Here is a 10,497-nt window from a genome sequence, read left to right as displayed (position 1 = left end):
AGTAGGTAAATACTGCACCACAGAACAGGTAAGACCGGGCAATAACTGTGCGGTTTCGACAGTGGCGGTGGCAAAAATGACTTGCAGGTCAAGGATTGGCGAATTGCCTGGAACACACGATTGAGGGACTGCTCCCGCTGTAATTGTTGCTGCAGGGCCGCTTCGGTGCGTTTACGCTCCGTGATGTCCAGACCCACTCCAACAATACGAAGAGGATCGCCTGCTTCGTCGTAAAAGACCTTGCCTAAACAATTGATCCAGCGAATGGTTTGATCCGGCAGCACAATCCGGTACTCATCTCGTAGAATACCCGTCTGCAGGGCTACTTTGCTAGCTTGTTGCACCTGTTTTACATCGTCTGGATGAATTCGACTGAGGAACGTTTCTCGTTTACCATCAAAAGTGCCTGGAGCGAATCCTAGCAGGGCTTCGGCCCCGGGCGAGAGAATTTCTGCCCCTGTGATCAGGTTTCCTTCCCAGATTCCCATATTCGCTGCTTCCAGAGCCAAATTCAACTGTGCCTGTTGTTCTTGCAGGTTAATTTCGGCTTGTTTGCGATCGGTGACATCCAGCGCAATGCCAATCATGCACGTAGGCTGTCCGGCTGCGTCGTAGAATACCTGCGCACGATTAGATAGCCAGCGGATGGACTGATCAGGTAAAACAATGCGATACTCCACCTGATACTGCCCCGTTTGCCACGCATCTTGATAGGCTTGTTGCACATAGTCTTGATCGTTAGGATGAATGCGGCTCAAACAGCTCTCCATAGTGCTGTCAAACATCCCTGGAGCAAATCCCCAAATGGCTTCTGACTGCTGCAACCAGATTTGTTCTCCAGTTCGTAAATCAACTTGCCAAACGCCTATGCCGATAGCATCTAACGCTAAACGGAGACGTTCCTCGCGCTGTTGGATGGAGCGCGGCCTGTGCCAGGGGCCGATCGCCCCTAGCAAGAATCCTCCCCCTCCGAGCAGCAGGCTACCCAGCACCAGGAAGACGGTCAACAATGGGGTTGAGATCGAGTACAAGCTGCACAGCATCATCAGATCATCTGAATAGAAGATAGTCTCTCCTCAGTACACAGGAAATGTGGGAAGAGCAGTTACTGAAGATCTTAACCGGACAAACAGACTGCGATACTGGGACGATCGCTCCTGTGATTCGCTATTCTCATCGCAGGGCAATGATTAGGAAACTGTAGCAGTGAATACCATGAGCTTAGAAACGGTAACCCAGGGTTTGCAAAGTGTGAAAGGAACATTAACCGGAGCAACGAATCAGTTGGCCAATGGGGTAGTAGAAGGATTACAAAATACAGTTTTTGCCTCATTTCAGAACTGGTTAGGAACGCATCCGGTAGTTGCCTGGATGGTGCATCATCCCATCCCAACGCTCGTGCTGGGGGTATTGCTGTTGCTGCTGTTTTGGGGATTGGTACGAGCGATCGCCCAACTCACAGAGCGCATCTGGATCACGATCCTGCAAGTGCCCTTAAAACTCAGCCTCTGGTTCTGGGTCTGGATCACCCGTCCGTTGCAGAAAGTGGCACTGGTGAAACCGATGCAACCGCCTGTGCCACCATCCCCTACACCGCAGACTCAACTGGTCGAAATTCTGGCTCGTCTGGAGGTCTTATACCAAGAGCAAAGCCAACTGATGAAAGAGTTTAGAACTCTGATTGCTAACCAAAACATCAAAATAGATGACGTAAGTGAGCTACCCACCAGATCCATGCGATAAGGTTGAAATAGCATCCTGGACATTCTTTGAGAAAAGCCCAGACGGATTTTTTCCAGGCTCGCTCACCAGAGATGCCCCTCGCTTGTAGGAGATGCCTATGACCAGTGCTACTCTGTCATCGTTTTGTTCCGTCTATGGACCTGTTCAATCCTGGCGCTATGGGCGATCGCTGGGCATTGATCCGATCGGCCCTGTGTCTACCTGTTCCTTCGATTGCGTTTACTGTCAATTGGGTGAGATTGAGCACAAAAGCCGCGATCGCCAGGTCTTCATTTCCACCACTCAAATTCTTCAGGATTTATCCGCCTTTCAGCCCTGGGATGTGGATGTGATCACGTTAAGCGGCAGTGGCGAACCAACCCTGGCGCTCAACTTGGGTGAGATTCTGGCGTTGACTAAATCTTTGACCGGGAAACCTGTTGGTGTACTGACCAATGGCACGTTGTTGAACCATGCAGAGGTACGGGCAGAACTGGCAATCGCCGATCAGGTGGCCGTTAAAATGGATGCAGTTACAGATGAGGTGCTGGGCCGAGTGAACCGTCCCGTTGCCGGGATTGATCTGACGACCCAATGGCAGGGCTTAAAAGCTTTTCGGCAACAGTACTCTGGGCAGCTTGCAATTCAAACCATGCTGCTGGCTCCCTGGAATGAAGCTGACCAACAGACGTACATCGACCAAATGCAGGATCTGGCTCCGGATGAAATTCAACTTAATACCCCTACCCGTCCCCGACCGCTTGCTCACCAACTCGATGCCAGGGGCAACCACAGTACCAGCGATCGCCCCTATGCTATCCGCCAGCTCAAGCGTGTGAGCGGTCCTATCTTGCAGGCATTCGGCGATCGTATTCAGCGAGAAACAGGCATTGCCGTGAAAGTAGCCATTGGTGAATAGTTTTAAGTTTTGAGTTTTGAGTTTTAAGTTTTGAGTTTTAAGTTAAAAATTCCCCTTCACCCCTTTAGGAATATCCATCATGTCAAACATCAAAACCAACCCCTATCTCTCACTACTGGAAATTCCGGCAGGCTACCTGAACATCATGGGCTATGTGGATGAATCTGAGGTCAATGGCCCCGGTAGTCGAGCGGTAGTTTGGGTGCAGGGTTGCTTGCGGGAATGCCCCGGATGCTTCAATCCAGATTCCTGGAGTTTTGAAATTAATGAATTGGTTGCGGTGGATGCATTGGCAGAACGCATTGTCAGCAATCCCAACAACGAAGGGGTAACCTTTTCGGGGGGAGAACCATTCTGGCAAGCTCCGGCATTGGCAGCACTGGCTCGTCAGGTGAAAGCAGCAGGGCTGAATGTGATGTCATTTAGCGGCTTTACGCTGGAACAACTACAGGATGACTATGCTCCAGCAGGGGCGCAAGAACTTCTGGAACAGCTGGATATTTTGATTGATGGGCCATACGTAGAATCTTTAGCCATTCACTCGCCTGATTGTCCCGTGTCTTCCCGCAATCAGCGAGTTCATATCTTCAATCCAGCGTTTAAAGATCGGATTACCTGGGCCAGCGATCAACTGGAAATCCACATCCTCAAAGATGGTCGCCGCATTTTTACGGGCTATCGTGGTCAGATGGGACTGGATTGAGACTGTGCGATTGTACGTTCCCTTGATGAGCGGCTGCGGCTAACGTCGAGCCGTTTTTTATTGCACAGCCCATCAGCAAATCCTCAACGGCTTGCCTTCATTGACATTCCGGAGGACTCTCGATAGTCTATCGAGGTGAAAAATTCCTTGCCTATGACCAGTCCTACAGCCACTCTCTTGATCTCCTGCCCTGACCAAAAAGGTCTGGTTGCCAAAATCGCCAACTTCATTTACTCCAATGGTGGCAATATTATTCATGCCGACCAGCATACTGACTTTTCGGCGGGATTATTTTTGACTCGCATTGAATGGCAATTGGAGGGCTTTAATCTACCCCGCGAAATTATTGGGCCAGCGTTTAATGCGATCGCTCAACCCCTCCAGGCTCACTGGAAACTGCACTTTTCGGATGCGACTCCCCGCATTGCCATCTGGGTAAGCAAGCAAGATCACTGTTTGTTTGATCTAATCTGGCGACAGCGATCGGGCGAGTTTCATGCCGATATTCCTTTAATTCTGAGTAATCATGAAGATTTAAGGCCAATCGCAAATCAGTTCAATATTGATTATCATTACCTTCCCATTACAAAAGACACCAAAGCAACTCAAGAAGCGAAACAGTTACAACTTTTGCAGCATTATCAGATTGATCTGGTTGTATTAGCCAAATATATGCAGATCTTAAGTTCTGAGTTCATTGCTAACTTCCCCACCGTCATCAATATTCATCATTCCTTTCTTCCTGCTTTTGCGGGAGCCAATCCCTATCATCGGGCCTACGAACGGGGAGTCAAGATCATTGGGGCAACGGCTCACTATGCCACCGCCGATTTGGATGAAGGCCCAATTATTGAGCAAGATGTGGTGCGGGTCAGTCATCGAGATAGCGTAGATGATCTGATCCGTAAAGGTAAAGACTTGGAGCGTGTAGTATTAGCCAGAGCAGTGCGATTACATTTGCAAAATCGAGTCCTGGTTTATGGTAATCGAACGGTTGTTTTTGAATAGTATGGATTATCTCAATCGACATCCCCTTACTCGTTATCCCGTCATCGCACTCTCTCTTTATCCCAGATCTCTGGACTTGTTTTTTGTCTTGACTGCCCTTCACGTCAAAAACTAGCCAGCAAAATTACCACAGTCAACAGACAAAACAGCCCAAATCCCAATAAAAAGATCAGACCGTAGGGAGCACGATTCATCTGATCGAGGTACTGGTTTACCTTTGCATCTTTTTCCTCTGGAGGCCAGATCATAGGTTTCATAAAAGAGCCTCCTAGAAAATGAAAAAACGAGCGATTGGCCATTCGTCATTTGGTTACTAGCCTTGATATCAAGGACAAATCACCAAAGACGAATGACTATTGATGACGCTCAACAACTGCTGCCCCAGGTAATCCAGCGGTGAGAAATTCTGGTTGTGGTCATTTCACATGCGCCGATCTGAGGTAACTCAATGGCTGACAACCCTGCTTCACTCAGATCAACTCCGGTGAGACGGCAGCGATCGAGGTTGGCGCCACTGAGATTTGCGCCACTGATATCTGCATCCGCCAGATCCGCACCCCGTAGATCTGCTCCACTTAAGTTGGCACAGCGTAAGTCAGCACAACTCAGATTCGCCCCTACCAGACTGGCATTGATCAGATCCGCACCAATCAGGTTAATGTCACTCAAATTTGCCCCACTCAGGTCGGCTCCGCTTAAGTCTGCATTAGTGAGATTGGCATTGCTTAAGTCAATCCGGCTCAGATTGGCTCCACTGAGGTCGGCTCCGCTTAAATCAGCCCGACTCAGCTTGGCCCCGCTTAGATCAAGCCCTCTCAAGTTTGCTTTGTGCAAACAGACTTCTCCAAAGTCCCGTTCTCCTGCTGTGTAGCGTTCCAGGAGTTTGTTCGTATTCATATACCGTCCTTCCCTCCTAACAGGTGAGAAATATTTAAGCAGTGTTTCTGGCCATAGCACTACGAGCGCCTGCACAGTAGGCAACTCCCGCACACCACTCCTCATTGTTTGCAGGCCAGTTTTTCAGACTAAATCTTTAAGTAATCTGCAAAAAAGTATGTTCAACTTTCAACAACCATTCGGCTAAGAGTGTTTAGCTCCAAAACAGAACTCGACCAGTAGACCAATGCAGCTAAATTTCGATCGTTAGCGAATAGTTAGAAGTTTCCACCATATTGTTGAACTGAAGTAAGTTTATATTCCTCTATTTTCAGCGTGAGCAAGGATTTCTTAAGGAAATGATCAAGATTTCTTGACATTATGCTCAGCAGGATCAATCTTGCATCTGATCACAAAAGCGGTATGCTGGAAGCGTGTTAAGAAAGATGAACGGGTATGGCAACAATCTTCAAGAATGCTCACCTGCTGGATCCTATGCAAGGGGTGGAAGGGCGTGGTGATGTCCTGATTGAAAACGGCAAAATTGTTGGGATTCTGCAAGATGAACTGGCAATCGGCAAAATTGTGCCGATTCTGGTACCTCAATGGGATACCCAGATTATTGATCTCGAAGGAGCCTTTCTCTCACCTGGTTGGATTGATTTGCACACCCACATTTTTGACACGATCGGAGATTTTTGTTTACCGGCGGATGATGTCGGCATTCGCTCTGGAGTCACGACGATCGCGGATGCAGGCACCTCTGGCATTCTCACTTTTGATGCGTTTCGCCACACTGCAATCGAACCCGTGAAAACGCGGGTTTACGCCTTTATGGATCCCTCGCTACTGTATATCGCCACCTCAGATGCGATCGCCCATAAGCTCGATCTGGTAGCACATCCCCAGAATCAGGACATTGATCGGGCCGCTGCCGTTGTAGAAGCCAATCGAGACATCATTGTGGGCTTTAAAGCCGATCCCGTGCGGCGCGTAGGTGAAGCGCGATCACCCGTTCTGGATGCCGCTCGTACCCTGGCCGATCGCTTTTCCCTACCGCTGATGGTGCATTTGGGAACCTCGTTCCATGGCGAAAGAATTCCACCCTACGAACTATTACCCCAACTCCGGGCAGGCGATATTGTCAGCCATTGTTTCCTGGTCCATCAGGGTTTATTTAATGAGGCTGGAGAGTTGATTCCCCAGGCGCGGGAAGCGATCGATCGCGGGGTATTGCTGGATATCGGCCATAGCCAGGGTGACTGGTCATGGGCAACTGCTAAAGCTGCGATCGCTCAGGGCGTGCGTCCCAATTTGTTGTCCACGGGATTGAACCGCACAAACGTCTCCCACCTCAGAAGTCTGGCTACCGTAATGACCCAATTTGTCAACCTGGGACTATCCCTGAGTGAGGTGGTTGAGCGGGTAACGAATAATCCAGCAGCGGCGATCGGCAAATCGGGCGAGTTGGGTGGCTTCAAACCTGGACAGATTGCAGATTTCACCATTTTTGAATGGGCCGATGCTGCGGATGCAATTGCCAAAACTTCAGGACACGAAATTCCCTCTGAACAAGTCTTAAAAGTACGGGGGGTCTGTCGTAGCGGAGAATACCTTAAAATTGAGCGATCGCCTTTTGACCCGGAAACCCAGTCGGCTTTGGGCGAGTCTCATACACCAGCACTGGTATAAGTTAAGGAACCATCATGGGTTGTACGGTCATTCGTAATGCAGTTGTGTTCACCGTTGATAAAAACAACACCCTGCATCCCAATGGTGTCATTGTGCTGCGGAATGACCGGATTGAGGCCGTTGGCTCGGCTGAGTCCATCGTGCTTCCGGCAGATGTCACCCATACGATCGATTGTCAGGGCCAGATGGCCGTCATTCCAGGATTGATTGACGTGCATTCCCACTCCAGCTTGCTACGCGGAGTTACCGAGAACCTGCAGCTTCTGGAGTGGTTACCCCGTTACCAGTTAGAGCATCGGGCTTTAACCGAGGAAGATGCCTATTATGCCGCCATCCTCTGTTACCTGGAAGCCCTCAAAGCGGGAACCACCTGTGTCATGGATATGTACCGCTATCTGTATCGCTGTGCCGAAGCAGCAGCCGTTCTGGGACTGCGGGTAAATTTAGTGCCTTACGTCGCTGATCAGCCCGGAAAAGATTTCTTTGAAACACCGGAAACCAATCTCAAGCTGATCCAAACACACCATGAATCCCAAAATGGGCGTGTGCGGGTCTGGTTTGGTTTAGAGCATTTGTTTTACTGTTCTCCTGCCGCCTTTGCCAAAGCCAGAGACTGCGCCAACCATTATGGGGTTCGGATTCATACCCACAGCAGCGAACAACGGGAAGAAGTGGGAGCCGTGATTCAACACTTCGGCAAACGCCCGATCGAATTATTCAACGAATATGGAATTTTGGGGCCAGATACCGCGATCGCCCATTGCGTCTGGTTAAACGCGGATGAAATTAAGCTGCTGGCGGATACAGGTACTTCAGTTGCTCACTGTCCCACCAGTAACGCCAAACTCGCAGGCGGCATCGCTCCCATACTGGAAATGCAGCAGGTCGGAATTACCGTGGGACTGGGCACCGACGGCCCCATTTCCAACAACAGCCTGGATCTGTTTGAGGCCATGAAAATGGCCTCCCTCTTACAAAAAGTCAGCCGCTATGATGCCGCCGCCCTTCCGGCAATCGACGCCCTGCGGATGGCTACCATTGAGGGCGCAAAGCTATTAGGACTGGATCACGAGATTGGCTCCCTGGAAGCGGGCAAGAAAGCTAATATGGTGCTGCTGGATTTGTGGCAACCCAACTTAATGCCGATCGTGTGGGAAGACGGAGATACCAACATTCTCTGGAATCTGGTCTATGCAGCCAAAGGATCGAACGTGCATACCGTGTTTGTGGATGGAGAAATGGTGATCCAGGCCGGACGCAGCACACGAGTGGAAGAGTCCATCATCCTGGAATCGGTGCAGCGGCAAACTCTGGCACTACTCAAGCGACGACAGGCATTCAAGTCAACCCTGATACCTGTTGTCAGCCAATAAACCCCTAATACCTCGTAATAACCGAGTTAAAGTGGCTGTCGGCGTAGAAAGGTTAGGAGTGCCCGGCCTGCATCTGAACTCCTCAAGAAAGGCCGACGATAAATATCTAAATCCTGGTCTTCTACCCGATAACCGCCCCCCTTCCAGAGTTTGGTCTACTAAAAGTGGGTCTTGCCTCATCACATCCCCAATCATGGGCCAGCCCAGTTGCCCGATCTTCCTCGGTAAACGGGACGAAACTGTCACAGGGGCATTGAGAATAGTAATGCGGTCAATCTGATCGGGGTGACGCAGGGCATATTGCAAGCCAACAGTTCCCAGAAAGCCCTGTACGACCAGGGAACACTGAGTAATTTCCAGAGCTTGCAAAAAATCCCCGAAAGCCTGAATGAAGGCATCCGGGGTATAGGGAAAATCCCGGCGATCGGGTTGCTCGGAAAAACCGTGACCCAACCAGTCTGGCGCAATCGCCCGAAAACCGTATTCCGCTAGAGCAGGCAGGACATGACGATAGCCATAGCTTTGAGATACCAGGCCGTGAAGTAAGACAACAGGCGATCGGGCTGTCCCAACAGGTTCAGCTTCCCGATAAAACCACTCCCACGATCCCGCCTTAATCCAATTTTCATCCTTAGCCACGATTCCACCCTGGTCTGTCACCACGCTTTGGAATTAGTGTTCTTAAGAATACCGTTCCAGGGTGTTCTGTGCTACTTTTCTTTAAGAATTGCCTGAAAAATAGCACGCAGCGTGAGGCACAAGACGAAATATGCCATTGATCAAAGTCCAAACATCGGTTGCTAAGCCAGAGCCGTCCCAAGTCGAAAGTTTACTAAAAACACTTTCGGCTCGCTTGGCAAAACATACTGGCAAACCAGAATCCTATGTGATGACGGCCTTTGAAGCAGGGGTACCCATGACCTTTGGTGGCACTCTGGATCCGGTTTGCTACGTTGAGGTGAAAAGTGTGGGCAGTATGAGTCCTGCCCAGACCAAGGCAATGAGCCAGGATTTTTGTCAGACCATTAATCAGGCAATCGCAGTGCCAGAGAACCGGATTTACATCGAGTTTGCAGATGCTAAAGGTTCCATGTGGGGATGGAATGGTTCAACGTTCTAAGTTTCCATCAAACTTCCCCAGGGGGCGATCGCGAATTTCAGGTTCCTCGATTTGTACCAGCTCGATTAAGAATCGCAAGTGCGAATACAGGTCAGTGCTAAGGCAACCTGTTGAGCGGAAAGATGGAGCAGGACTAACTCATCCTCGCGCAGGGTGCAGGGTTGTTTCCATTGCAGGGAAAGAACGGCCAGAACCTGATGGCGATAGATGACCGGAACAATGAGGTGAGCCTGAGTGCCAGAGGTGGTGTAGTGAGCAGCGGAGGCGAGGTTAGAGTCTGCCGGAATATTGACGGAAACTTGCATTTTTTGTGTGGCGATCGCGTCTTTGGTCAGCGAATCCTCAGCTAACCAGTTGGTGATCACTCCCTCAGCGCTGTAAATTCCTTGAGGCAAAGCCAGCGCATTATGCTTAACGATTTGCAGGATACATCCATCTGCATGGAACGTTTTGCAAAAAGCTGTGGCGATCGGCTCCATACAATCCTCCAGGCTGTGAGATTGCTGCGTCGTCTGCACAATAGCGGAGAGGAGAGCCATTTGGGCCTGCGATCGTTGCAATTCTTCGGTCCGCTGCTTCAACAGCTCATAAGTTTCGGCGGCTCGTTGTACTACGGCCTTTAATTCATCCGGATTCCAGGGCTTGGTAATGTACTTGTAAACCTGCCCAGAGTTAATGGCTTCCACCAGATCTTCCACATCGGTAAAGCCAGTCAAAATAATCCGCACCGTATCAGGAAACTTCGGCACAGTGCGACTGAGAAACTCGGTGCCTTTCATTTCTGGCATCCGCTGGTCAGAAATAATGACGGCGACTTCTCCTTCTGCGGCCAGTACCTCCAGAGCTTGTACGCCACTTTCTGCTTTCAGTACCTGGAAATCCCGACGAAAAGTGCGGTATAGCAAATCTAGATTGTCTGGCTCATCGTCTACCACCAGCATTTTTGCTTTCTTCGTCCGCTCTAGGCTCATCAACTGGCGGGTAATGGTATCTAGTTCAGGAATTGTGTAAGTCATAGGTGCAAATCTCCAGCAAGGCCTAAGGGCACTTTTAGCGGGGTCTAGTAAAACTTAGTGTTAGTGTT

The 10,497-nt window shown here is 49.9% G+C and carries 12 protein-coding genes; 7 read left to right on the top strand and 5 right to left on the bottom strand.

All coding sequences use genetic code 11. The features are described from left to right. Positions 1 to 1,010: PAS domain-containing protein (locus ACUVQO_RS11660; RefSeq protein WP_445926045.1), on the bottom strand; the 1,010-nt coding region annotated here is incomplete at its 3' end. Positions 1,011 to 1,206: 196 nt separating this feature from the next. Here ACUVQO_RS11660 and ACUVQO_RS11655 point away from each other — a divergent pair. The 4 genes from ACUVQO_RS11655 to purU all read left to right on the top strand — a co-directional run bounded on the left by ACUVQO_RS11655 (position 1,207) and on the right by purU (position 4,352). After that, positions 1,207 to 1,743, top strand: coding sequence for a hypothetical protein (locus ACUVQO_RS11655; RefSeq protein ID WP_445926044.1), 537 nt, complete (start codon positions 1,207 to 1,209; stop codon positions 1,741 to 1,743). Between the two features lie 97 nt (positions 1,744 to 1,840). After that, positions 1,841 to 2,641: a radical SAM protein gene (locus ACUVQO_RS11650; protein WP_445926043.1), complete on the top strand. Its 801-nt coding sequence runs from the start codon at positions 1,841 to 1,843 to the stop codon at positions 2,639 to 2,641. Positions 2,642 to 2,720: 79 nt separating this feature from the next. Continuing rightward, positions 2,721 to 3,344 carry a 4Fe-4S single cluster domain-containing protein gene (locus ACUVQO_RS11645; protein WP_445926042.1) on the top strand — a complete coding sequence of 208 codons (624 nt, stop codon included), beginning with the start codon at positions 2,721 to 2,723 and terminating at the stop codon, positions 3,342 to 3,344. A 153-nt stretch (positions 3,345 to 3,497) separates the two neighbouring features. Further along, positions 3,498 to 4,352, top strand: coding sequence for a formyltetrahydrofolate deformylase (gene purU / locus ACUVQO_RS11640; RefSeq protein WP_445926041.1), 855 nt, complete (start codon positions 3,498 to 3,500; stop codon positions 4,350 to 4,352). 104 nt (positions 4,353 to 4,456) lie between these two features. Here the strand turns inward: purU and ACUVQO_RS11635 are convergent, their stop codons facing one another. Further along, on the bottom strand, positions 4,457 to 4,609 hold the full coding sequence (locus ACUVQO_RS11635) for a hypothetical protein (RefSeq protein ID WP_445926040.1): 153 nt from the start codon (positions 4,607 to 4,609) through the stop codon (positions 4,457 to 4,459). A gap of 109 nt (positions 4,610 to 4,718) precedes the next feature. Next, a complete protein-coding gene (locus ACUVQO_RS11630; protein WP_445926039.1) occupies positions 4,719 to 5,249 on the bottom strand; it encodes a pentapeptide repeat-containing protein in 531 nt (176 codons plus the stop codon). Between the two features lie 435 nt (positions 5,250 to 5,684). Here ACUVQO_RS11630 and ACUVQO_RS11625 point away from each other — a divergent pair, with 435 nt between their 5' ends. Together ACUVQO_RS11625 and ACUVQO_RS11620 are read left to right on the top strand one after the other, a co-directional pair. Next, positions 5,685 to 6,920 (top strand): amidohydrolase family protein, encoded by a 1,236-nt coding sequence (locus ACUVQO_RS11625; RefSeq protein WP_445926038.1) that lies wholly within the window; start codon positions 5,685 to 5,687, stop codon positions 6,918 to 6,920. A 14-nt stretch (positions 6,921 to 6,934) separates the two neighbouring features. After that, entirely contained in the window at positions 6,935 to 8,293 is a 1,359-nt protein-coding gene (locus ACUVQO_RS11620; protein WP_445926037.1) for an amidohydrolase family protein, read from the top strand. Here ACUVQO_RS11620 and ACUVQO_RS11615 read toward each other — a convergent pair. Beyond that, a complete protein-coding gene (locus tag ACUVQO_RS11615; protein ID WP_445926036.1) occupies positions 8,264 to 8,956 on the bottom strand; it encodes an alpha/beta fold hydrolase in 693 nt (230 codons plus the stop codon). The genes ACUVQO_RS11620 and ACUVQO_RS11615 overlap by 30 nt on opposite strands. 106 nt (positions 8,957 to 9,062) lie before the next feature. On the opposite strand from ACUVQO_RS11615, the gene ACUVQO_RS11610 reads away from it, so the two are divergent. After that, the gene (locus ACUVQO_RS11610; RefSeq protein WP_445926035.1) at positions 9,063 to 9,413 is read left to right on the top strand and encodes a phenylpyruvate tautomerase MIF-related protein; all 351 of its coding nucleotides are present in this window, start codon (positions 9,063 to 9,065) and stop codon (positions 9,411 to 9,413) included. 65 nt (positions 9,414 to 9,478) lie between these two features. On the opposite strand, the gene ACUVQO_RS11605 is transcribed toward ACUVQO_RS11610, so the two are convergent. Next, entirely contained in the window at positions 9,479 to 10,429 is a 951-nt protein-coding gene (locus ACUVQO_RS11605) for a response regulator (RefSeq protein ID WP_445926034.1), read from the bottom strand. Between the last annotated feature and the right edge of the window lie 68 nt (positions 10,430 to 10,497).

The sequence above is a fragment of the Leptodesmis sp. genome, from assembly GCF_052746595.1.
Note: the sequence above shows the minus strand (reverse complement) of the source record. Positions and strands in the feature narration are given on the sequence as shown.

Coding starts and splice junctions, on each gene's coding strand:
- ACUVQO_RS11635 (WP_445926040.1), bottom strand. CDS start 4,609: ATGAAACCTATGATCTGGCCTCCAGAGGAAAAAGATGCAAAGGTAAAC.
- purU (WP_445926041.1), top strand. CDS start 3,498: ATGACCAGTCCTACAGCCACTCTCTTGATCTCCTGCCCTGACCAAAAA.
- ACUVQO_RS11625 (WP_445926038.1), top strand. CDS start 5,685: ATGGCAACAATCTTCAAGAATGCTCACCTGCTGGATCCTATGCAAGGG.
- ACUVQO_RS11610 (WP_445926035.1), top strand. CDS start 9,063: ATGCCATTGATCAAAGTCCAAACATCGGTTGCTAAGCCAGAGCCGTCC.
- ACUVQO_RS11645 (WP_445926042.1), top strand. CDS start 2,721: ATGTCAAACATCAAAACCAACCCCTATCTCTCACTACTGGAAATTCCG.
- ACUVQO_RS11620 (WP_445926037.1), top strand. CDS start 6,935: ATGGGTTGTACGGTCATTCGTAATGCAGTTGTGTTCACCGTTGATAAA.
- ACUVQO_RS11605 (WP_445926034.1), bottom strand. CDS start 10,429: ATGACTTACACAATTCCTGAACTAGATACCATTACCCGCCAGTTGATG.
- ACUVQO_RS11650 (WP_445926043.1), top strand. CDS start 1,841: ATGACCAGTGCTACTCTGTCATCGTTTTGTTCCGTCTATGGACCTGTT.
- ACUVQO_RS11630 (WP_445926039.1), bottom strand. CDS start 5,249: ATGAATACGAACAAACTCCTGGAACGCTACACAGCAGGAGAACGGGAC.